Origin of the sequence: Pseudomonas cedrina subsp. cedrina (assembly GCF_001983175.1) — a bacterium.
GTDB lineage: Bacteria > Pseudomonadota > Gammaproteobacteria > Pseudomonadales > Pseudomonadaceae > Aquipseudomonas > Aquipseudomonas cedrina.
Genome location: NZ_MNPW01000013.1, coordinates 24,066 through 47,238 on the forward strand (window position 1 = coordinate 24,066; position 23,173 = coordinate 47,238).

Sequence of the window (23,173 nt, forward strand, 5' to 3'; positions counted from 1 at the left end):
GTAACTGACCTGAGGACCGCCGATGGCAACACCAATGATCGATTTCCGAGCCATCCGCACACATCAAGGCAGCCAGCACGCCGGTTTCGAGGAGCTCGTCTGCCAATTTGCCGCGCTCGAGTCTCAGGGTGGCGTACCGTTCCACCGCAAGGGGGCGGGTGCCGACGCAGGACTTGAATGTTATCGAGTCGAGCCTAACGGATCTGAAACTGGATGGCAGGCCAAGTATTTCTTCGAGCTCGGTAGCGGCGAAGCGGGGCAGCTCAAAGACTCCTTTGAAAACGCCGTAGCCAAACACCCCGCACTCGCCACCTTCATCGTATGCATACCTTTCGACTTGTCTGATGGCCGTGTTGAAGGCCGTAAGTCTGAGCGCGATCGCTGGGATGCCTGGGTGATTGCGCGTCAAACTTCCATCGCGCCTCGTATAGTTGAAATCCAACTCTGGGGCGGTTTCCAGCTCACAGAACGACTCTCACGGAATGATCCACTGTATGTGGGGCGTCGTACCTATTGGTTCGATCTCCCTCATTTTGGGTGCGAATGGTTTAAAGACCGGTTTGCGATCACCCGTACCGCTCTCGGTCGTCGCTACACGCCAGAACTTAATATTGAACTGCCTATTCGTCAGGCGTTAGTCGCATTCGCACGAGGTCCCGATTTCGCGTGCAAGATCATTGGTTGGGCTGATGATCTCGACGAGGCGAGACATCGTTCGCTACGCAGCATCGGTGCTGCGCTGAAGGGAACACGTGATATAGATTTCACCGCGCTCGGCGACCAAATGGCTGCGATATCTGCAGCAATCCGCGGCGCACCACTTGGCCCAGCGAATCTCATTCCATTCGGGGAATGGAGCGCTTTATTGGCGATTGCAACTGCGGCGCTCAACCGCTGTTGGAGCGGAATCTGGGAGCTACGTCGGCAACCCGGAGCGGCTCAGGACAGTGGTCGCGACGGTCTTCATTTTGCCGAACATTTGCGCGAAGTGATCGATCGCGTTGTCGAGGAAATCAATGCCCCCTCGACCAACTTCGCTAATTCACACCGCCTGCTGCTGAGCGGAGAGGCGGGCGTTGGTAAGTCACACTTGCTGGCTGATGTCGCCGAGCATCATGTTGCGCAGGGCTTTCCTGCCGTCCTAATGTTTGGTGGAGCGTTCAGTGATGCGGAACCTTGGCGACAGATCGCCGAGCAGTTGGGGCTGACAAATGCTCCTCCGGATGCAATTCTCGGTGCGTTTGACTCCGCTGCCGAAGCAGCTGGCACCCGCGCATTAGTGATGGTTGATGCGATCAACGAGCGTAATGGTGTAGCGGTTTGGTCCGAGCGTCTTGCCGCGTTCCTCGCTGTTGCCGACCGTTTTGAACATATAGCGGTTCTCGTCTCCTGTCGCTCCACCTTCATCCCTTATATCGTGCGCGACCTCGATACGACCACGTTACCCCGCTTGGAACACCCAGGTTTCGCAGGAAGGGCGGCTGAAGCCGCGCGTCGCTACTTCGACCAGCGTGGCATCGTTCGAATGGCAGCCCCGCATTTCGCGCCAGAGTTTGAAAACCCGCTGTTCCTGCGTACTTGCTGTGACATGCTTGAACGTCGTAATGAAAGCGAACTTCCGCGTGGACTGGCTGGAGTGTCGAAGGTTTTCGATTTTTATTTCAACGCAGTGGTCGAGACGCTCAATTTGCGGATGGGCTTGGCGCCAAGGCTAAAGCGTGTAGAAGCCGTCCTATCGGCGCTCACGGAAGAGATGATGGTTGCGGGTAACGGCTATCTCTCAATTGGCGCCGCGAATTCAATCATTGAATGTTTGCACAACTCAAACGGTCTCGCTGAACAAAGCCTTTTCTTCCAGCTCGAAAGCGAAGGTGTGATCGCGGTTGAGCCAGTCGGCGACGGAGAAGAAATCAACGAGATGGTTCGCTTCACATTCGAGCGGTTAAGTGACCATCGTATAGCCCAGAGGCTACTCGATACTCATGTAGGCGCCGGCGATCCTGCGCCAGCTTTCATCACTGGGGGGCCACTCGCATCTTATGTGGCGGGTCGAGATTCCTCCAGGTTTGCAGGCATCGCCGAGGCATTGGCTGTACAGCTGCCAGAGCGTTACGGCGTTGAACTCATTGACGTTGTCGACGGCAAATTTGCCCGCTGGGAACTTGCTCATGCCTTTCAGCTCAGTCTGCTGTGGCGTCGACAAGACGCCTTCACCAAACGGACGCTCGAACTGGTTGAGGAATGCGCTGACGTAATTGGAGGTGACGCATTTCTTGAGACGCTGCTCGCGATCGCCACTGAACCTGACAACCTATTTAATGCCGACCATCTTGACCGTTGGCTGCAACCGTTGCCGATGTACGAGCGCGACATTGAATGGTCGACTCGCGTGACGCACATCGCCGTGGATGGCGACGGCGACGGCGCCATTGAAACATTGATCGAGTGGGTGCTAGCCAACGGACTAGAGCCAATCGAGCTGTCGCGCGCTCGACTAGTCGCCATCACGCTCGCATGGCTCACTAGTCTCAGCCATCGTTGGATCCGTGATATGGCGACCAAAGCGCTTGCGACACTATTAGTAAATCGCCGTGAACTCGCCGCCCAGATGATCGAGAAATTCTCCAATGTTGACGACGCTTATATCGTCGACCGCGTGCTTGCTGCTGCATATGGTGCAGCAACGCGAAATTCCAGCGATGAGGGACTGGCCGAACTCGCGCGAGTTGCCTTTGCGGCTGTGTTTACAAACGACCGGCTACCAACCCACGCGCTCGTTCGCGACCATGCGCGCGGGATCGTCGAGCTTGCCGCCAGCCGCGGAGTTTTGCCGGCGGACATATCGCTAGATTGCGCTCGGCCTCCTTATCCAGGAGGGAGGGCACTCGAGACGGTGACCGAAGAAACGCTCGGCACGTATGTTCAGAACTATGGCGGCAGTTTATTGCGTGATGAAATTTGCAGTTCTGCAGTCGAGGATGGTGATTTTGCACGCTACAAAATCGATAATCTTGCCGGCGACTTCCTGTTACTTCCACGCTCGGAGCATGGTCGTTCCATGCGTGAGATTTACGACGCCTGGTACTTGGAAGCGATCAAAACCCATCCGGCGCGTACCACGGCGTTTGAGCAGGTACTTGAAATTGCAGCTCGCACCAATTCGATGCCTACGGGGCTCTCGCTTTTTCTTCGTCAAGCTCACGACGAAGCCAAAAAACTGATGGAGGCGCGGCGTGCGTCCGAAAAAAAGCGAGACGCGACTATCAGCGAGTTCGAGCGTCTTTTGGACGAGGGAGAGATAGAGGAGTTTCGTATTCGTGCTGCCGGCTTTGTGCGCGGCCGTATGTGGGACGAGCGAGCCGTAGCCGGGTATCCAACATATGCTGGAGATAGGTCGCGCCACTGGGTCGCTTGGCGCGCGCATGAACTTGGATGGACCCCAGAACGCTTCGCCGAATTCGACCGCGAGATGGCGGGCCATGACCGTAATGAGCACCGAGTCGAGCGCATCGGTAAAAAATATCAATGGATCGCCTACCATGAAATGACCGGACGTCTTTCTGACACCTCGCTCGTAGGTGGTAACTATCAGGAAGATCCCGAGCTCTTTCGCGGTCCTTGGCAAGTCGGGTCACGAGAGATGGATCCGACTATCCTTGTGACTCGTACGAAACAACGCGACTCGGATCGTCAAGGTCCGACCTGGTGGTCCCCTCACTTTTCTCGTTGGCGCGACGATCCGCCCGAATCGCGAGTCGCGTGGATGGAGGATCAATCGCGAGACGTGCCTGATCCAGTACAGCAGATTGATGTAATCGACCCTGCTGGCCGACGCTGGCTCGTACTCGACACAAATGTTGGCCGTAATCATCTAGCTATGGTAGATGGCGAACGCGTGATTCATCGGATGACCTGGCACAAAGTTAAATCGATATTGGTAGCACGCGATGATGTTGAGCGTTTAACGGAGTTTCTAACCCAATCAGCAGATAATCGGGATCATTTTCCGGCATTCGATATGCCTCGGAATGGCTACCTTGGCGAGTACCCTTGGCATCCGGCATTCGACACTATCGATAGAAGTTTCGAGATGGGTTCGGACGAAGCAATTTACACGCAAGCGACGGTAGCTGACTGGCGTGTCGAGCGCTCAGGCCATGACTATTCGATTGAGGAAAGCTTCAATCTTACGGTTCCCGCTCCAGCGCTTATGCGTGGCCTTCATTTACGTCTGGCGGAAGGACGCTCCCTTGCATACGCAACAGCAGATAGCAGAATTCTTTTTAAAGATCCGTCCGTTGACGAGCCCGGGTTCAGTGCGGCTGTTGTAGATCGCGATGTGATGCGGGCGTTTTTGGACGCAGAAGGGTTAGAAATCGTGTGGGTTGTTACTGGTGAAAAAAGTGCCCATGGCGGATCGCGTCATGGCAGGGGGTGGGGTGGAATGCTTAATTATAGGGGGGTCTACCGGTTTAATGGCGATTCTATCCAAGGCCGACTCGAGTTCGAGAAACAGGCTCCCCGGCCTGAGCAGCTAGCGGAGCTTCTGGCCCATCCGTGAAAATGTGCTATCGGCTTCCGAATTAGGTGCGACATCACCGAGGTGATAAACATTAATAACGGGCTTCGCTTTTAGTCTTCCCATCAACCACAAAGCTGATTCAACCGCATTCGTTTGCACGACCTCACCGCCACGTAAAAGGAATGACAATGAGTGATCAAAGTGGGTATCGGGCATTTCGTACCCATGCCTTAGAGCAAGGGCGAGACGCGGTCAAACGACTGGCCATTTCCGATTACGATGAAAGTTCCGACGTTCACTCCAGATTTACTCAGCGGATTGCCTTAAGAGCTGCGCGGCGTTGGGTTCAGAACAATGTCAGCGAGCTGCTTGCCGAAGACCCTGGCAAGGCGATACATATCCGCCGAATGCTTGGTATACCCGCTTCACACTCATTAGTCCGGCCAGAGCCCTGGCCCTGGTATGGCAAGTTTGGGATATTCTTGATTCCACATTTGCTAACATGGCAATACACGCGTAGGCAGTTAGCAAAAACACGGACCTACGAAGGACGTTCTTATCTTTACGAGACCTTCTACGACCGAGTCGTGACGTGTCGCTTGAACCGCTACACCCCGGCCGTTGATCAGGCCATACAAGGCATGCCGCTGCTCTCCTATGAACGCGCAAGACAGCTCGACAGACTGGATGCTGGCTGGTTCATGGCCGTGCGTAAGGTCGGCGTGGAGAGCTTTGCGAGGATCGAACATTATGCTCGCTATGGCAGCTTCAGATTGAAGGGCCCACTCGCCAATCTGCTGGTGCTGACCAATGTGGTGCAGACAGAATCGGAGCTGGCCTGGCTAGACTATCAAATGAAAGAGCGCTATCACGCGCCCGAGATCACCCCTGAAGCCCTTCGCACCTTCAAACAGGCCATTGATCTATTGCTGGCCAATGGTGTTAAGCGCAAGCAGGTAGCGGGTATCTTTCGTCATGACCTGGATGCTATAGACCCAGATCGGCTGCAGGTAAACTTGCAACTGATTGTTGCTTCTGGCACAGCAGGCGCAGATGCCGTCTACGAGGTCATTGGAGAGTCGCTTTGGCGAGCTTCCAGCGCAAATTGGGCCTTTGTATTGGATGTGGTTAAGGCCCATTCAGCTGATCAGATTCAACACTGCAAGCGTATGCTGGACCATTACTGCGAGCCTTCTTCACTGTTGGTCGAGCACTTGATTGCTCTGGGCGCGAGCGTCGAAGACCTAGCGCATTGCCAGACGCTCATATTGGAGCTCAACAAAAAAGAGGGAGAGGGCGAACCGCTCGCCGAGATCGCGCTGTTGGCCGGTGCTCCATATTGCTTGAGCTTCGAGCAGATAGGGCAGTGTCGCACTTACCTGGCGCGCCCCGGATCATTGCAGGAATACTTGGCAGTGCTTGAGCGACATGGGTATGGCTACCCTGAGGCAGTTCTGGGTTTTCAGCGTGCGTATACCGTCATCGGTGTCCAGAGCCTTGAGACTTGGCTTGTAATCAAAGGGCACCGTAAACCGCGTAAAGAGCGCGAGTTGGTTGACTGGATCATTCGCTGTGCTGGCACTCTGGCCGCCCAACCGTATCACTATCTGCTCACCGCCGTGCCCATGCCAGAGTTCAGTCATCTGTGCCAAGCGGAGCGCGTGGTACGGTTTGGACTTGGCACTTTGCAGTACTTAGTCGAGAACAAGGGATTGAACTCATTCAAAGCGATCATGGATTGGTACTACAAGGCACGTGGCGTACATACGCTTTGTTGCTGGGACCTGAATTCAACATCTCGTGTACTGCTGGACGATGCCTTCCGTCGTAACCACTTTGCTGCTTTCACTGAGAACCTGAGCTGTGTCATTAGAGCCATTGATGATCGGGTGGTAACGGACCTCGGTTATCGCCACCAGCAACCGGACGACGCGGCACGCGAGCGCTACGACGAACGAAGGGAAGTTCTAGCTCAGGCCGAGAGCCTAAAACTTTTGCCTCGTTTACCAGCCATCCTGAACCAAACGGGCGGCGTCCTGCTGCCGAGCATGATTCGCCATGCGTGGTCGTCAGCTGAGCAGCTACAAGAACAGATGGACGCATTGGTGCCGTTGGTAGAGGACCTGCTAATGGGGCGCGGACCATCAGGCGCTGAGCTGCAGCCTCAGGAGGTTGAGGCTATATCCATGATCTACAAGGCTGATAGCCACAGCGTCAGGTCACAGTGGAAGAATGTCCTGGGTTTCGAATCGCAAATGGCTGGATTGACATTGTGGGATGGTTACCCGATGCGCTGGGCGCGCTCGATTCGTCGCATGGAAAAGCGCCTTGAGCGCAGTAGTCTGCAAGCGCTGGTTCAGGCCAAGACGATCAGCGCGAAGATCTGTTCAAAAAGGGACTTCACCGACGCGTGTCAGGCCATCCGTTCCAAGCGGCTATACGACAAGTCGCGTGATCCTCAGTCTGTAGCGGCCCATCTAGGTGTACTGTTCGCGGCGAGTCGTGAGGACTCATTGATCGGATCGTGGCTCGAAACCGACCTCGGACAGATAGCTGCCTTGGAGGATTTCAGTATTGATATCTCGGAGGGGTTGGAGCAGCTCGACACGCTGTTCACCAGCACTTTACCGGACGCTCTTGAGGCGCATATGCCGGCGTTTGTAATGAACTTCAACGATGAGCAGGCTGATAGCCTGGCCAAGCGAATGGTGGGTGAGGCTAATCTGGCTGGGGCGCAAACTGGCCGTGGAAGATTGCAGGCCGCAGTCAGACACACCCAAACAATTGTGCTCGCGACATGTGCATGCTGGTTGAAGCGCGAGCAGGGCAAGTTCACCGCTATGCCTGCTAACGACGAAGTCACTGAATTGCAGGCGTTCGTGTCAAAATATCCGGCAGCGTTTTTCGCTAGGCAAGCCGCGAACCTGTGCACGCGCGATGACACGGACATGTGGAAGGAGGAGCGGCACGCGCATATGGTGGTATTTGACCCTGTGCAACGTCGGCTTGCGGGGATGGCCATGATCTATTTCGAATCAATCCCGGCGCTCCATCCAACCAAGCGTTGCCTGATCGTTCGCGCGATCAACCCGATGGATGAGATGTTGGCTACTCATACGGTACATAGCATCGTCAACGCGTTTTTCGATGTCGCCGTCAGCATCGCTCAAGAAAATGAGCTGGCAGCGGTGCTTTTCCCGAATCCTGGCGGCATGCATCTCCTTTCCAATCAGAGCACTGTTGAGAATTACTTCAAAAAACACCTCATTGAACGCGCCGAGCCTTACCGGCAGATAGAGCCGGGGGCAAGCGCTGCGCACTGGCGTACCAGACCTAGGCGCCTGAATACACGATTTTATGCCTACGCGCAGGGGCAGCAGCAGGTTTCGGAGTTATACGTCGTTTGGGCGAATAGCCAAATCATTCTGACGGCTCAAAAGCGCAGATCGGTTGAGTACATAGATCTCTGATTGAGAACTGACGCGTTTTCGCAAAAGGCGTGTTGCTATCGCGATGCTTGAGTTTTGCTGTGCCGTTCTGCGGGGCAATACCTGACATCGGAGGTCCGTTACGAGACCTCAAATGTATTTGTCAGATGGAACTGTGTGGCTTAGAACACATGTTCAATTTCCAGACCTTGCGTAGGCTGTGGGCGGAATGTCTCGACTTCGTGAATCCGACTTGAATCGACTGTTCGACGTTGATACGCGCGCTAGAATTATTGAGTGTTTCGACGCACTCAAAGGCACCCCGGATTTTCACTCGGCGCTCAAATGGCGCTCGGCCGTTCCTGAGCTGTGTCAGCTGGATTGTTCGCTGAGTCATCTAGGTGCCCACGCGCTTGGCGCCGCACAAATGATTGACGTTTTTCGCTTCTTTGGCGCTTTAAGCCTGGACCTTCGAGACGTCCCCGGTCTCGGACATGGACGCCTTTTGAGCTTAGTGAGGGGAGAGTCCTTTACACCGTTTTTGCGCAGTATTGCTTCTGGCAGCAGTTTTACCGCTGTGTGTGTCACTGAGGCCAGTGGAGGTTCGGATCTTCAATCGATACAAACCACTGCAGTCAGGTGCCAGGGCGGGTATAGATTGTCAGGCCGTAAGCAATATGTCTCTCGACTGCGTCAGGCCGATCTGTACCTTGTGTTTGCCAATGTAGCCATGCTTGAGCGCGGATTAACGGTTTTTCTGGTGCCGGCAAGCGCGGACGGGATCGTTATTCACGACATCGCGGCGCACGGTTTACGAGGGTGCTCCTGGGGCGCGTTGGAGTTGAATCAGGTATTCGTGCCTAAAAACCTACGTGTGGGTGGCGAGGGCCAAGGATTCAGTCTGTTTTCAACGCACTTTTCTTACTGGCGTTGTTCAGCCGCTGCCTGCGCGATCGGTGCCGCGCAAACCGCTCTTGATTACAGCAGGAAACGACTGCAGGCACGCCACGCATTTGGAGGGCCGATCGGTCGCTTTACTCATCTGCAACAGGAGTATGCACGTCATGCAGCACGGGTGCACATGGCCTGGCTTCTGGTACAGAGCACCGCGCAACGTTTGGATCGCCGTGCCTACTGCTATGTCGATGCCGCGATGGCGAAAGCCGAAAGTTTGGAAGTCGCGATCGCTGCCGTGCAATGGGCGATGTTGGTTCACGGTGCCGAAGGCTATTGCGCTGATCTGGGCCTGGAAAAAATCCTGCGTGATTTGATGGGCTTGCGGATAGCTGATGGGACCCCCGATGTGCTTCGTGGCCAAGTCGCTCGGGGCCTGCTGGGTGAAACGCTGTACAGCGAATCGTTGGGACGCCAAGCGGTGCCGCTTAAGATGTTAAGGGAGAGGCAGTTATGGTGAACAAATTGATGACGCTGCATGAGGCTGAGCGTTCCGGGCTGATTAAGATGTCGCCGAACGTCAGCATTTCTGAGTTTGCCCATTTTGTTCCCGCCGAAGACAACGGCGAATCTTACGGCGTCACCGTGATCGGCGAAGGCACACGTATTCGAGCCGGCGCCGTTATTTGTTCGGGTGTTGAAATAGGTCACAACACCGTCATCGGACATCAATGTGTCATTCGCGCCGGGGTAAAAATCGGACATGACTGTGTTGTCTCGCATCTGGTCTGTATTGAGCGAGCGGCACAGATTGGCGATCAGGTTCGGATTTCTGCTTTGACTCACATTACTGGCGGTTGCCACATCGGCAATGACGTACAGATCGGCGCACGCGTTGTGACGATCAATGACAATGAAATGCGCTGGCGGGCAGGTGAAGTTTTATGTGCGCCCCGCATTCTCAGCCGTTCAAGGGTCGGCAGTGGCTGCACGTTGTTGGGCCATGTGACGATAGGTGAGGGCGCATTCGTCGGAGCCGGATCGGTAGTGACGCGTAGCATTCCCGCCAATCAGATGGCCTATGGAAATCCAGCCTATGTGCAAGGCGAGGCACCATCAGGCGAATGGTGTGCCGGAGCGAGCGCGTGCGACCTTCAAGACAGTTCAAGGGGGCCATCATGACCACCATCGGCGTATTTGCTTCAATCTTTAACCAAGCCGGCGAGGTTTTGTGCGTCCGACGCAATTATCCACCTTACGGTTGGACCACCCCAGGAGGCAGGCTTGAAGATAATGAGACCCCGGAAGACGGTGTGATTCGGGAAGTATATGAGGAGACGGGGTATCACGTGCAGGTCGGTCGTCTGGTGGGTGTGTATTCAGCGCCTTACAAGGCAGATCTGGTGATTTCTTTCGAGTGTTCCATCCTTGGACGCGATCCATGGTCTGCAGACGATGAAATTGCAGAGGTAGGATTTTTTTCCGTTGATGCACTTCCCGCGCCTATGAGAGCTAATACGCAAGTTCGGATAAGGGATGCGGCATCAGGGAAACAGGGGATTTCCCGAACCTTTACTGCCACCGAGGCTGAGTAGAGTGTCAGATGAGTCGGCTGGTCTGTTTTGATATAGGCAACGTGTTGGTTCGATTGAGAGACACTGCTGTAGAGGGTTCCCTGATTGATGAATACTCGCGGCTCACTCGACTATACGGGCTCGGCCGTCTGACGCGGTCGGCGTTCCTCAGTGCCTTGAAGCGCTTGTTTCAGTGGCAATACGACTTGTCAGATATCGAGTCGTGGTTCGTCCATCATCGTATTGAAGGGCCGCAACCCGGCGCGCAAGAGTTACTTGCACACCTGCACAAAAAGAGCGCAACCATTGCACTACTGTCTAATACCAACGCCAGTCATTGGGCACATTTGAAGCGTCTTGAATGTATCCCGCTATCTTGCTTGAGAGTTCTGTCCTTTGAACAACAATGCGCCAAGCCAGAGGTGGAGATCTATCGGCGACTGGAGATGCTGAGTGGATGCCGCGGAGCAGAGATTATTTTTTTCGACGATCTAAAAGCAAATATCCAGGCAGCAGCCTGTATGGGTTGGCTTGCCTGCCAGATAACACCAGTGAATGCGGCAGATCAAATGCGCGCGTTTTTGCATGAGCATGGCGTTTTATAGGTAATGAACATTCACGCTCAAGAGTTGCCTTTCAGGTAATCCTTCAATACCTGGTTGACCTAGGAGTGGACACTCACGCCCAGGCGATCTGCCTGCGACTGCGCGGCGTAGCGTAATTCCTGATCGAGGTGTATCTGATTCAGGTTATCGCTGGAGGGTTTTGAACCCTGCATCAGGAAACGATTTATGACCTGTCCGAACGACTGATGTGGATCGATAATTTCCGGAGTAGGATGTTCTTCAGTCGACGGCTCTGAGTGTTGAGTCACTTCGCGTCTTGCGTGAGCATAAAAAATCATGTCTATAGGGCGGCCCGTCAATTGTTGAGAGAGGTTTCTCTAAATACCTCTTGAACACGGCTAGGATCACTCGACACAGGGCTTTGACGTCTTCAGAACGCACTCTGATTCTTCGCTACCCTGATACCAATCGCAGGTAAGGGTTGTCGAAAGCCACTTCGGCTATGACCCTCTCAGGCTGAAGCAACAGATACCCGTGCAGTCGCTTTATGGGTGGCGGGCCGCAGACTTCGCAGGTCCACAGATTGAGGTCATTTTCTCGTTTGCGGTGTAGGCCCAGTTGCTCAAACTGTTTCTGCAGCGCCTGCCATTCGTTCGATTCACCGCCCTGGCCATGTTTAGCGATCTCTGGGTGCTCGTGCAGGTAACGCCGGAAAATGCCAGGGCTGACCAGGAACAGGGTGCCATCTACGGTATGCAGGAGGGCCACTGGCGTGTTGAGCACCAGACGCTGCTGACGGATGCCATCGCGTAGCCAGTCCAAGAATTGTGCACCGTGGTTTTCGCCCGGTGATGGCCGCATTTCCGTCGACAGCGGTTGAGCGGGAAGTGCCGGTGTTGGGTTGTCTGTGGCGGGCGCTTCAGGTGGCTGGGTGGTCGTTTCCACCAGAATGTCGCCGGCAAAAGTCGGCGGGCGATGGTCGAGCTCCCAGATCAGTGCCGGGGCCAATTTGAGCAAGGTAAAGGTTTGGGTCCAGCCGCTGGGACTTTGAACGGTGGCGCGCCAGATGACTTTTCCATCCGTGTTGCTCAGTACTAGGCCGTGCTCCTGCAGGATGTTGAACAGGGTGGTGTTGCGCTCGGGAATGCCGGCGATGCCCAGGGAAAGCAGGTGGGCGCGTAGCTTGTCGGAGGCGGTTTTGCTGACCAGCCACAGGGCGTCTTCTGTAAGCCACCCGTCCGAGGCTTCAGGTCCATTGAGCTTGAGTACTTCATGCAGCAAATAGCGCAGGCCATCGAGCAACTTGCGCTGCAGTGCATGCTTGGGGGCGACAAGGGCTTGCATGGGGTTCCCGCCCAATGCCTGCGCGGTGGAGGCTTGATCCGCACGAATGACCAGTTCACCCAGAATGCCGGCGTGTTCGTACTGGCCTGCGATGCTGTGCAGCAGAGCCGCCCAGATATCGGGATAGGCGCTTAGCCAATCCAAAGGCGTGCGTCCGATGACCGCAACGGCCAGTAAACCGGTTGCTGCGCTATGTAAACGGTATTGGCGGTCCGGGTTGTGGTGGAAACGGTAAGGTATTTGGAGCGGGCCATGCCAGGGGTGCCACCGTTTTCCGGTGTGATCTTCTACAACCAGGTCGGTAACGAGCTTACCGATATCGTGCAGCAAGGCGGCGTAGGTGACTGCGGCTGTCCAGGCTTGGGCTTGTTGGCTTTGTACTTCGGGTGAGGCGCCCGAAGGTAGCAGGTGTGACTGGCGTAACTTCAGTGCGTAGAGAACGATTTCCAGGCCGTGGTCAAGCAGTCCGCCTGGGTGTGCGTGGTGGTGGTTCTCGGAAGCGGGAAAATGCTGCACCAGCTCGGCGTAGCGCTTCATAGGGGCAAGGTACAGCGTGGCAAACTGGCCCTGCGAGACGGCGGTGTGCTGCCAGATGTGTTGGATTAATGCTCGGCGATGGGCGGGGGAGAGTAATTGTGTGGCGCGCTCTGGGCGGTGCCAGTTATCGGGCTCTCGGGTGCACTGGGAGTGGCCTTTTTGTCGGTGAAACCAGCGGAACATGTTGTCCTCCGCAGCGTGTTAAGGAGAAGCAAATCCAGCCGTTTTTTGGCAAGACCTTTGCCATTGAATAGCCCTTTCGTTGAATCCTTTGCGGCAGCCGTTTAAGGCTGTTTATGCTGATAAACGGCACGCAAGTCCTGGAATGGCTGTGGTATTTATTGCTGTAAATCCCTTTGAAAACGGAGTGCTGTGCACCCGTTCATGTAGAGGTGAATGCCATGAGCGGTCATCCGCAAATCAGTAGAGCCGAGCGTGTCGGATGCTGGCTGGGGAGAGGCTATCGAGGTCTGATGCAGCAAGAACAGCGATCGCGTCTGTGGCTGAGAGATCTCGGTATTCCGACGATGCGCGCCAAGTGCCTTACTTGGTGTTTGAGGTTATGTGCGTTGGCTCTCCTGCTCAGCTTCTTTATCGCATTGGTGATTATTGTGTGGGGTCTGTGGTTGATTGGTCGAGGCGTTGCTCGCAGCGATTTTTCATATCGAACTTTGGATGCCGAATGGCGGGATGGCATTTCAGGGTTCGGCTTATACACACGAGATGAATTTCGCATCGATCCACATGTGTTTGAGGACGACTGACATTAAGTTGCTACCTCTATTTCGTGACCTTCATCGCTGCCGCTGCACCTGAACCTCCCGCCGACTTTGCGTCTCCAGTGGCACTTGCCATGCCTTGTAAAACATTGCCAACACGGACTCCGGCGACCCCTAGGGTAAGCACCCAGAAGGTGGGAAGCACAAGAAACATCATTGCCATCACAAAATTCAGCAACATATCCCCAAACGAATTATTCAACCCAAACAACACATTGAAATTACTCTGCGGCGCACCGCTGCCATACAACGCATCCAAAATGGTGCTGTCGACCCACCGCGCCAACTGAAACCAGAACTCCACAAAAAACAGCGCAAACTGCACGCAACTGGCGGTCACCAGCGTCTTCAGATCATACGTCCCGATCACCAGCACCAGCGGCAGGCAAATCACCAACGCCATCTTCAACATCGACAGCACCATTGGCAGCGCCTGGCGCACCACATCCATCGCCGGGAAGAACCCTAGCGACCCCACCGTCAGCCCCAAGTCCGCCGCTGCACGCGTGGTGACATTGGAAATGCTTTTTTCAACCTGACCACCATAGTCGGTGTAAACCTGCCCTCGATTCATCACCTGCTGGCGGGGCGCCGCAATGGCGCGAATCACCGCATCATCCACTTCCGAACGAGACACAAAACCGGCCCATCCCGCCAGTCGCGTCAGCATGTCCGCATCAACCTGCTGCAACAGCCGCGCCCGCAAGCCTTTGTCCGTATCCGCCCACCACTGCATGCAACCGGGATAACCGCCGCCAGCTGGCACCTGTGCCAGGCCGGCATCACGGGTGGCGTCATACGGCCATGCTTCACGCGGTGTACTTGAGCGGTACTGGTCATAAAAGCCCGAGGCCTGCTGGAAGTAGCGCGAGCCAATCCAGCCCACGTCATTCATCTGGTCCTGGTCCAAGGGTGGACGATTCATAAACAGCTTCGCCCGCGCCCGCGCATAACAATCGCGGGTGAAGTCGGCCACCTCCTGGGCCAGCAGTGGGTCCGCGATGCGTGCACTGTCGACAGTCATCCGAATCTGCCGCAAATCCACTCCGCACGGAATCGACGCCACGGCCGCGCCCGTCACCGCTTTGGACAGCGCATGCATGAAAAACCACCAGACCGGCACCTCGGCATTCTGATTGTTGAGGGTGGTAAAAGCACTGCTCCAACCCGTTTCGCTGGGCGCTGCGACCCGCACCTGGCAATGGCGCGAGCGGCTTTCGTCGAACTGCAGCGTACTTAAGTCCACCGGAATAAACGGGATACCCGCAAACATGACCACCACGATGGCCACCCACACACGGTTCTCGATGCGCATGGCCGAGAGCACACCCTTGTTACCTTCATCGGCTCCCTCGGCACGGGCGCGCAGCCATTCCTGCAAGATGATGGCGAGAAAGGGCAGGGCAAACACGCCACTCGCGACCAGCACCTGCCACAAGCCGTTGTTGATGATCCAACCAACCAGCGTGAGGTAATACTCCAGGTAATCGGTGGTGGTCAGTGTCACGGGACCTCCCAGCCGAACCGAGCGTTGACGAGTTCTACCAGCAACAGGGCGATGGCCGCTGCCCCTTCGGCACGGCGCAGACGCATTGCCGCTTCAGGTTCCCTCTGCAGCAGACGCGCGCGCATCCAGCACCAGCCGCGCAGCACTGTCGCGTAAAGACACAGACGCCATATCAGCAATTCGCTGACATGGGCTTGCAGCCAGGTGGTCACGGTATTGGGATCACGCAGCAACCCATTGAAGGGAAGACTTAGCAGCAATTCCACTAGCAAAAACGCGCAGAGCACCAAGGCGATTCGAACTGCACTGTTCCAGATCGGGCGCATGCTAGCGTCCACCGTCGGCTGGGCGTTCGATGTGCTCGACGCGATTGCGCTGCGGATCACCCTGATAAATCCCGCGCGAGCCCTCAATGCGCGTCTGATTACGTCGCAGGATTTCACTGGCGGTATTGGCCGCAAGGGTGCGACGCAACTCCAGCTCAGTCTTCAGGTTTTGAATTTCCAGTGTGAGTAGATCGCTTTCTTGCGCGACAGCCTGTTGTGCCAGCTCATTGGCCGCCACGTTTGGCTCTTGGCGCCCCGTCAGCAATGTACGCTGCAGCAGCAAGGCCTTTTCCAATACGCTCGACAGCGCCACCTCGGAGGCCAGGCGCCTGCCGAGCAAGTCCTGGTCCGGTTCCTCGCGTAAGGCTTCGATCAGTCCACGGGTGACGGGGAGGGCGCTACTGCCGGCGGCTTCAAGGTTTGCCAGTGTCGTCGGCACGTTCTGTTCGACCAGCGCCTGCAACGCGTTGAGCTTGGCCTCGTACTCGTCCTGAATCAGTGGCGTCAGCCCGGCGCCTGGGGTGCTATCGGTCTTGCTGCAACCCTCACAGGTACGCTGAACCTGCTCGCCCAGGACGCGATTGGCCCAGTCGGCCGCAGCCTGGGGGGAACTCCAGTTCAGGCAGCTCAAGCGCGCCGCGCAACTGGCGACATTGATCGGGGACGTATCCGTGACGTTGCGCCCGTTCAGCAGGTTGTAGCCGGCGCGCGTCACGTCGGCGACAACCTTGATTGGCGTCTGCCCACTGCCACCCGCGTGGGAACCGCCAACCCAGGGCACGCCGCGGTTGCCGCGTTTGGCCTCAGTCTGCTCGATCGCAGCCACCGCATCCGTTTTGTTGGTCGCTTCTTTCAGCGCCATCCCCTCGGCCAGTTGCTCCCATCCGGACTGGCCTCCGGCGAGATCCGCCATGCGATTGGCGATGGCGCGACAGGTCGACTTGGAGCGGTCGAAATCCAGTCGCGCCTGCAGGATGCCGTTACTCAACAGGTTGTACAGGCCGGGGTTCGCACGCTGGATAATAAGCGCGGGCAGCGAGGCAACGGCGCTGGTGGCGTTCTGGATGACGCTGCTCATGATCGACTGAAAACCGTTGGTGATGCCGTTCAACTGGTTCTGCAACGTGGTGTTGAGGTTCATGTCACCGCAAATCAAATTGCTGTTCCAACCCACCCCAACGCCGAGACTGCGCATGCCGGCCCCCGGCCCCATCGGCACCGCCCGACCGCCGCCGATGCTGTACAGCACATCGTCGCCAATCACGCTGCCACTGGCGCCAATGCTCTGATCGTTAGCTTCAACGCTGAGGCTTAACAGCATCACCGCGGCAGCGAGATAACGGCCGTTCATTGTCTCGCTCCCAGCGCAGTGCTCCCCAGAAACTGCTGCCCCATTCGCTTGCAGCAGCTATAGGGGCGCCACAGCGCCCAGGCGTAGGCGCCATCCTCGGCCTGGGGCAATTCATCCGCACTCGGGAACACGGCGCAGCTCATGGAAAGGTCCGGTTGCAGCCGCTGCCACTTGCCGGTGTCCGCGTCGCGCTCACGCAACGGCCCCGCTGGCCAATAACCGGGTTTGGATTTGGCCGACAGCACCTGATACAAATGCGGCTGCCCGCTGCGAGTAACGACATCGCCTGCTCGCTGCGCGACGACCGCAGCAGCTTTGTAATCATCGACCTGCTGCAAAAAACCTCCGCGCGGATAAACACTGCCCCATACATCGCCGCCGCTCCCCACTTCGCGCAGGCCCGGCGTGAGTGCTTCGACGTAGAGCATTTCCGGAACGTTGTAGCGCCATGCCAGAAAATCGAAGGCGCTCAACAGGTAAGGCGTAAAAGGCTGGCCCGCACCGGCGCAGGTATAACCAAACTGGCTCACAAAGCGATTGAACGCCAAGGTTCCGGGGTGGCCAATTACGTCAGCGTTCTTGAAATTGAGCAGAGCATTTTCATTGGCGTGGTTTGTGGTGCTATCACCGCCGCCCTGGGCCGAAGGGTTTACAGGACTCATCAGCGCCACCTCGCGCCACGGGTTGGCCCCCGTGGCTGCGTAGCTCGATACCACCGCATCCGGTACGTAATGACGAACCTTGGGGGACGTTTTGACCTTGCAGCCGTAAGGCGTACAGCGCAGCCAATAGCACACACCGGTGATGCGATACGCCAGGCAGTCAGGCGAAAGCGCCGAGGCGATGAGTGTGGCGCTATCTATGGCGCTGGACGTGCCCGAATTGATTAAAAAGGGCATACCGACGATCAGAGAAAAACAGATTTGGCGGCGCATCGGACCCACTATCCCAAGGAGAGAAAGCGGTAGTTGAACCCAATGCCGGGAGAGCGATGTGTTGGAAAGGGAATCTGCGGCAACCCCGTTTGCGCGGTGAGCAACGGGTCTACGTTCGACTTTGTTGATGTTTTCCTAAAAGCTCGTAGGAAAAAATCCAAGCTTGGCCAGACGATTAAAAAGCCGCAGCGGACAACCGCGGCGGCCGGTTTTGTTTCATTCTGAATGTATAGGCGACACGTGATCCAGCGCCTGATTCACCAGCAAATGCGCGATCTCTACCAGATTGATAATGCCCAGCACCTTGGTGCATTGCGCTTCGTTCAAGTCGAAGGCACTTTCATGTGCAAGGGCAATGGCTGAGCCGAGCATCTCGCTGGCGTTGGTCAAGGCTTCTTCGGTCGTCAGGTCTGTACGGACATCGAACAGGTGACGAGGCACTTTTGGGGTCGGGAGGTCATCGTTCATGGGGTGACCTCCGCGTGGCTTTGGATGATGAAGAGGTGCTGCCTGGTTACGGCACTTGGCGGGCGGTGCCCTGGCGTGAAAGGGGGATAGATCATTCTCCTTATCTCCTACGTGTGATTAAGGAGCTACCACCCGCCGTTGCGACACAGCTTGGGGTGGCAGACCGTACGGGGGTCGCAAACCGGCACACGAAGGAAAACCGGCCAGGCCGTAGCCTGCCCCGCACGGCCCGCCATAAAGCTAAAGCAGTCAAACCTGAAAAAAGCGTCGACCACTATGCTGTGGCGCTGAGCCGCGCCTTCGTGAGATTGCAGGTTGCGACACCCGGTCACAAGAAAGCTGTGACGTAGAGAAGCCTATTCCTGAGGCGTTGAAAGTCAACGTCATGTCGGCAGTGGAACGTGATGTTTAATCTAAGAATTCGATTGCTGAGGGGGCGAGAAGGCGAGGAGCGCAAAAAGAGTATGGATGCGATGGCTGAGTTTGACTGAAGGCATGTGTTTATGAACGGCAGAAATCGGCCGATTGTGTTGAAAAAGTCGGTTTCCCCAAAACACTCGAATATTGATGGATGAAAACACCTCTGTTGCGCGCTGCTACGTGAAATCCGAGTACTGAACCTTCAGCCAAAAATTCAGATTTCAATCTCAGGCGCGTATTTTTCTGGGGTGGAATTCGAAGCCGACTTTTTCAACAGAATCGGCCAGAAGCGGTCACTCCGCATCACATCCCCGGCCTGAAAGCCTGGATAGCCGAGTTGACCGTTCACGATGCAGTGCAGCAGCATGTGATCAATCATTAAGTGCTTCCAGGAAACCTATGCATAGCCCTGTAGATCTTCATGAGTTGTTGGCGCACGTCAGAGATGAACCGTCGTTCATACGATTTATCGAAGCCCTCGGTGTAGATTTCGCCAGCGGGCGTTTAATTGAAAAGGCATCGCCTTCATCGGCCTATGGGCCAAGTGCTCTAGGCTGGGAAAATGTGTCCGTTGACGCGTTTTTCGATGCGGCAGCTTCGTGGGCAGACGCCAGTTCCCGACTTGCCCGAGAAGATAGGTCGATACCCAATGTTTGGCATCGCTGTGCGGCCATTTTGCTGGCTGGGAAGTATTATGAATGACACGGGTACGACAGCCGCAACGTGGAAGGGAACCGTGGACGGGAGGTTGCCAAAGAACCAACGCAATAAGCTTTTGGTTGAAGCCGAAGCCTACGGTTTAACGTTGAATGATCTTGCTGCCACCTGCGAGGAATTCGGCGCGGCCCCCCGCACTCTGCTGAACGAGCTATCCATAGCGGTTGCTGAAGGCTACTTGGCAGGGGCTTTGACTTACGAGTTCTGCGATGGCGTCATGAACGGGCTCATCGCTGCCATCGTTGATGTGGGCATGACCAATGACATGCCGCAGCCTGCTTTCTCGCTTTATCAGGCCTTTGATCAGGGGGGGTGGGGGCGCCATGACGATCCGCCGGAGATTGATACCATTGAGAAATATGTGAAGCCGCTGGTTGTGCAGATAGTGCGTGAGTTTCAGGGTGGTAGCGGATATCGGCCAGAAGCAGATCTTTAAGCTGGAAAAATAAATCCTTCGAATTTTTTCCCGCTTTGAGAGTTTGTCTACGCACTTTTAGACTCTGGGCTGGTAAGCAGAGTTGGGAAATCAACTCGTCCCCTCTTCAAAAGTAGGTGCAAATAATGGCTCCCTTCGTTCTTCAGGACTTTGACGTTGGATGGGTCGCTACCGACGCTCTCGGACAGGTTGCGCTCTTCACTACAGGTGGCCCCGGACCAGTTCCTGATTCCGCGATACCCTCCGTCGAAAACTCCGAAGAATTTGTCCTTTCCTTGCCGAAAGTGTCCGATGTAGATCGGGCCACTGCCCGGGCTGGTGCAAACGCTTTCGTTGAATTTGCTAAACGTGGGTTCTTTGCTTACGACTGGTCGGACGTTCATCGCGATTCACGCCAGGCGTTGAGGGGGTATGAGCTGCAATATCGTCCCCAAAATCCACTGAAACTATTCGATTTGCCTGCCCCATTACGCGCATTGGCTGAGGTTACCCGGTTATCTCACGTAATCTTCGGAGCATCCATCATAGTGATAGGTGATCAGGTTTCTTAGCCTTTATTCGGCGATTAGGGACCGCTTTTTTGGGGCGGAAGCGTTCAGTTGCGTACGTTAGCTATCGGCCAGTAGCTGTCGGTCGATTTCGCTATTCATCAATCTCCCGAGCGTGCGAAATTACCAGTTCTTCAATTTCTCTCAAAGGCAGCCTCATGACCTCCATTCTGGCAGTGTCGGATATTTTAGGTCCATGGAGTGGCGATACCCCCACAGGACTCATTCAGCGTTGCAGGGAGGCATGGGACACACCTCTAGAGAATTTGAATGATCTTATGGTCGCTACTTTTTTGAATCAGAATATCGCGACGGAACACTTGCTGATTGAGGCGAAGCGTCGCATGAGAGACTAGGAACGAGATGAAACCGAGTACTTCGACGGCCAGCTTCTCGAAGCTATCGAGCGCTTGCAATCCGGGGAGTAATTCATCCCGACAGTTTGTTACGCTCGACATGGACTATCTATATTGGGTCGCTTTCTGTCTCGCGCGACTGGCAGAGAACGTCGATAGCAGTTAGGAGCTAACCCACTTTGAATGTATTGTTCATCTGCGGCAAAAACCGCCTACGTAGTCCGACCGCCGAGCAACTTTTTGCTGATTGGTCGGGAGTTGAGACAGCATCGGCTGGTGTCAATAACGATGCGGATGTGCCTGTAAGCCAGGAGCTTCTAGGGTGGGCCGATCTCATTTTTGTTATGGAGCAAATCCATCGAAAGAAACTGACTGCTCGCTTCATCTCGGAGTTGGCCAATAAACGTATCATCTGTCTGAATATTTCGGATGATTACGAATACATGGCACCTGCTTTGATCAAGCTGCTGGAAGCGAGAGTCGGGCGTTATTTATCCTCCTGATGTTATGTTCGCCTGTGAGCCGTCTCTACCTGATCGGTCGACTGACCGCTTTTGGCCGATTGCAGCCCTTCACGACAGGCAGTTATCGACCCATAATGGACATCATTTTGATACGAAGGCGGGCATCGTCGTGTGAGTAGGTAGCCAGATGTGCCTGACGACTACAGAGCGTTCCGGCGCCCCCCTTCACCCCCAAGTTTCTTTCAGCACAGAGCGAAACAGTTCGGAAAGTAATGGCTCAACTTCTTTGCGTTCCCTACGGATCGGCTTGATGGTTTCAAGTCGATGCAATTCACGCTCAATAAATTGCTGGATGGGGATGATCTGGGGCGATAGGCCCATCTCCGGAGACGCGCGCTTAATCACAAGTAAGTCATCAATAGCTTGCTGAAGCTCGGGCTCTCTTTCGATAACACCGCGCAGCTTGTCAAACTCTATGGGGGCGGGCGTATCAAACTGTTCCAGCCACCGCACCGATAACAAGGGGCGCAGTACGTAAAAGTATTTTTTCAGCGGTACCTGAGGGTTCTGCAAATATCCCCTATAGTTGGTTTTTGCCATGCTGCGATAATGGTAGATGCCACTCTCTACCGAATACACGTGCGGCAGTAACTCTTTAGCCCGCTCGTGAAAGGATCCAGAGTGTTCGTAAATGATGGTCGACTGCACCCACTCCACAAAGCCTGGGTTTGACTTCCAGAATAGCCTAAGCGCTTTTCGTAGATCCCAGCCATTGATGTCCATGTCGTCAATGATCGGATACTCGATGACGTCGCGATGCTCCTCAAGGCCGACCGAGAGATACCACTCAGGTTTATTTACGTAGATGAAGCGTGCGTCGTAGTCGCTGTTGGGAGAGGCAAATCCCCAGGCGCGACTGCCAGACTCAACCGCTAAAAGAATTTTCACGTCATGCTCGTCCTCCGCGCGGCGTAGGCGGCTTCGAACCTCTTCCTGAACAGCCATAGAAACCATGAGCTAACTCTAACTAGATGATATTCGATTGCACGCTACTCATTCGGAGGCGGACTGTCCAGTGGGCCGCTTCTGGCCGATTGTGTTGAAAAAGTCGGTTTCCCAAAACACTCGAATATTAATGGATAAAAACACCTCTGTTGCACGCCGCTACGTGAAATCCGAGTCCTCAATCTACTGCCAGAAATTCAGATTTCAATCTCAGACGCGTACTTTTCTGGCGCGGAATTCGAAGCAGACTTTTTCAACAGAATCTGCCGACAACATCCAATCAACCCAGCCTACGGTAATTCACTCAGACTCACCCCAGCCCCCTCACCGAACCATCAACCCCACCCAATCCTCTGGCCAACTCTGCGCCTCATGCAACACCCTCAGCACCCGCACCCGATCATCATGCACGTCATACGCCGCAATATACGGCGTGCGATCAATCACCAGTTCCCGTGTCCCAACACACCGCCCAACCCGGCCACTTTCCGGAAACACCGTCAGCCGCTGCGTTTGCTCTGCTATACGCGTGTCTATCTCGATTGCAGCTCGCGGATTGTCCTGTTCGATAAAGTCAAAGATCCCATCACGATCGTCCAAGGCCAGCGGTGTCCACTCCAGCCTCACACGTCACCACCTTCCGACAGCTTGCGCTGGGCGTTGGCGCGGCGCTTGGCGAAGTGGGCTTCGACGTTTTCGGCGGGGATGGCGGGGCGGGGGTCGTCGAGGGCTTCCTGGACTTTGGCGCGGAACCAGGCGTCGTAGGCGACGGGGTCGGCGGTGAAGCCAAAGGGCAGGGCTCCTTCGTTGGCGACGCGGGTGAGCAGGATGCGCACGGCGTCGGAGACTGTGAGGCCGAGGTGGTTGAGTACCGCAGTCGCACGATCTTTGATGTCCGGGTCGATGCGGGTCTGGATCAGGGCGTTGCTGGCCATGGTTGCGATTCCTATGCGGGGTTTGCCTAGAATGTAATTCAAGTGCATGACAAGTTCCATG

At 55.5% G+C, this 23,173-nt stretch carries 20 protein-coding genes; 10 read left to right on the forward strand and 10 right to left on the reverse strand.

Annotated elements, in window-relative coordinates; translation table 11 throughout:
* Positions 1 to 22 precede the first annotated feature (22 nt).
* The 6 genes from BLL36_RS24000 (at position 23) to BLL36_RS24025 (ending at position 11,023) form a co-directional block, all read left to right on the forward strand.
* Positions 23 to 4,561, forward strand: a complete 4,539-nt coding sequence (locus tag BLL36_RS24000; RefSeq protein ID WP_130925992.1) for an ATP-binding protein — start codon at positions 23 to 25, stop codon at positions 4,559 to 4,561.
* Between the two features lie 149 nt (positions 4,562 to 4,710).
* Positions 4,711 to 7,992 (forward strand): hypothetical protein, encoded by a 3,282-nt coding sequence (locus BLL36_RS24005; RefSeq protein ID WP_076954093.1) that lies wholly within the window; start codon positions 4,711 to 4,713, stop codon positions 7,990 to 7,992.
* 211 nt (positions 7,993 to 8,203) lie between these two features.
* Entirely contained in the window at positions 8,204 to 9,364 is a 1,161-nt protein-coding gene (locus BLL36_RS24010; RefSeq protein WP_162279233.1) for an acyl-CoA dehydrogenase family protein, read from the forward strand.
* Positions 9,358 to 10,026, forward strand: a complete 669-nt coding sequence (locus BLL36_RS24015; protein ID WP_076954095.1) for a DapH/DapD/GlmU-related protein — start codon at positions 9,358 to 9,360, stop codon at positions 10,024 to 10,026. The genes BLL36_RS24010 and BLL36_RS24015 overlap by 7 nt, the downstream gene beginning before the upstream one ends.
* Positions 10,023 to 10,439: an NUDIX hydrolase gene (locus BLL36_RS24020; protein WP_076954096.1), complete on the forward strand. Its 417-nt coding sequence runs from the start codon at positions 10,023 to 10,025 to the stop codon at positions 10,437 to 10,439. The genes BLL36_RS24015 and BLL36_RS24020 overlap by 4 nt, the downstream gene beginning before the upstream one ends.
* An 8-nt stretch (positions 10,440 to 10,447) precedes the next feature.
* Positions 10,448 to 11,023: an HAD-IA family hydrolase gene (locus BLL36_RS24025; RefSeq protein WP_076954097.1), complete on the forward strand. Its 576-nt coding sequence runs from the start codon at positions 10,448 to 10,450 to the stop codon at positions 11,021 to 11,023.
* Between the two features lie 414 nt (positions 11,024 to 11,437).
* Here BLL36_RS24025 and mobH read toward each other — a convergent pair whose 3' ends face one another.
* Positions 11,438 to 13,048 (reverse strand): MobH family relaxase, encoded by a 1,611-nt coding sequence (gene mobH, locus BLL36_RS24030; RefSeq protein WP_083735326.1) that lies wholly within the window; start codon positions 13,046 to 13,048, stop codon positions 11,438 to 11,440.
* A gap of 218 nt (positions 13,049 to 13,266) precedes the next feature.
* Here mobH and BLL36_RS24035 point away from each other — a divergent pair, with 218 nt between their 5' ends.
* Complete coding sequence (locus tag BLL36_RS24035; RefSeq protein ID WP_076954098.1) at positions 13,267 to 13,629, forward strand: DUF3742 family protein; 363 nt, start codon at positions 13,267 to 13,269, stop codon at positions 13,627 to 13,629.
* 16 nt (positions 13,630 to 13,645) lie between these two features.
* On the opposite strand, the gene BLL36_RS24040 is transcribed toward BLL36_RS24035, so the two are convergent.
* The 6 genes from BLL36_RS24040 to BLL36_RS31185 form a co-directional block, all read right to left on the reverse strand.
* Positions 13,646 to 15,151 (reverse strand): conjugal transfer protein TraG N-terminal domain-containing protein, encoded by a 1,506-nt coding sequence (locus tag BLL36_RS24040; RefSeq protein WP_076954099.1) that lies wholly within the window; start codon positions 15,149 to 15,151, stop codon positions 13,646 to 13,648.
* Positions 15,148 to 15,477, reverse strand: a complete 330-nt coding sequence (locus BLL36_RS24045) for a hypothetical protein (RefSeq protein ID WP_076954100.1) — start codon at positions 15,475 to 15,477, stop codon at positions 15,148 to 15,150. Before BLL36_RS24045 ends, BLL36_RS24040 begins: the two co-directional genes overlap by 4 nt.
* A gap of 1 nt (position 15,478) precedes the next feature.
* Positions 15,479 to 16,828: an integrating conjugative element protein gene (locus BLL36_RS24050; RefSeq protein ID WP_076954101.1), complete on the reverse strand. Its 1,350-nt coding sequence runs from the start codon at positions 16,826 to 16,828 to the stop codon at positions 15,479 to 15,481.
* Positions 16,825 to 17,727 carry a TIGR03756 family integrating conjugative element protein gene (locus tag BLL36_RS24055; protein ID WP_083735334.1) on the reverse strand — a complete coding sequence of 301 codons (903 nt, stop codon included), beginning with the start codon at positions 17,725 to 17,727 and terminating at the stop codon, positions 16,825 to 16,827. The genes BLL36_RS24050 and BLL36_RS24055 overlap by 4 nt, the downstream gene beginning before the upstream one ends.
* Before the next feature lie 252 nt (positions 17,728 to 17,979).
* Entirely contained in the window at positions 17,980 to 18,231 is a 252-nt protein-coding gene (locus BLL36_RS24060; RefSeq protein ID WP_076954103.1) for a DUF6124 family protein, read from the reverse strand.
* 634 nt (positions 18,232 to 18,865) lie between these two features.
* Positions 18,866 to 19,030 carry a hypothetical protein gene (locus tag BLL36_RS31185; protein WP_197678462.1) on the reverse strand — a complete coding sequence of 55 codons (165 nt, stop codon included), beginning with the start codon at positions 19,028 to 19,030 and terminating at the stop codon, positions 18,866 to 18,868.
* Positions 19,031 to 19,050: 20 nt separating this feature from the next.
* Between BLL36_RS31185 and BLL36_RS24065 the strand changes: the two genes are divergently transcribed.
* The 3 genes from BLL36_RS24065 to BLL36_RS24085 all read left to right on the forward strand — a co-directional run bounded on the left by BLL36_RS24065 (position 19,051) and on the right by BLL36_RS24085 (position 21,211).
* A complete protein-coding gene (locus tag BLL36_RS24065; protein ID WP_076954104.1) occupies positions 19,051 to 19,353 on the forward strand; it encodes a DUF7660 family protein in 303 nt (100 codons plus the stop codon).
* On the forward strand, positions 19,346 to 19,804 hold the full coding sequence (locus BLL36_RS24070; RefSeq protein WP_083735327.1) for a hypothetical protein: 459 nt from the start codon (positions 19,346 to 19,348) through the stop codon (positions 19,802 to 19,804). Before BLL36_RS24065 ends, BLL36_RS24070 begins: the two co-directional genes overlap by 8 nt.
* Before the next feature lie 1,083 nt (positions 19,805 to 20,887).
* Complete coding sequence (locus tag BLL36_RS24085; protein WP_076954107.1) at positions 20,888 to 21,211, forward strand: low molecular weight protein tyrosine phosphatase family protein; 324 nt, start codon at positions 20,888 to 20,890, stop codon at positions 21,209 to 21,211.
* 186 nt (positions 21,212 to 21,397) lie between these two features.
* On the opposite strand, the gene BLL36_RS24090 is transcribed toward BLL36_RS24085, so the two are convergent.
* The 3 genes from BLL36_RS24090 to BLL36_RS24100 form a co-directional block, all read right to left on the reverse strand.
* Positions 21,398 to 22,186 carry a nucleotidyltransferase domain-containing protein gene (locus BLL36_RS24090; RefSeq protein ID WP_076954108.1) on the reverse strand — a complete coding sequence of 263 codons (789 nt, stop codon included), beginning with the start codon at positions 22,184 to 22,186 and terminating at the stop codon, positions 21,398 to 21,400.
* 315 nt (positions 22,187 to 22,501) lie between these two features.
* Entirely contained in the window at positions 22,502 to 22,804 is a 303-nt protein-coding gene (locus BLL36_RS24095) for a type II toxin-antitoxin system RelE/ParE family toxin (RefSeq protein ID WP_076954109.1), read from the reverse strand.
* Positions 22,801 to 23,112, reverse strand: coding sequence for a type II toxin-antitoxin system RelB/DinJ family antitoxin (locus tag BLL36_RS24100; RefSeq protein WP_076954110.1), 312 nt, complete (start codon positions 23,110 to 23,112; stop codon positions 22,801 to 22,803). The genes BLL36_RS24095 and BLL36_RS24100 overlap by 4 nt, the downstream gene beginning before the upstream one ends.
* Positions 23,113 to 23,173: the final 61 nt, after the last annotated feature.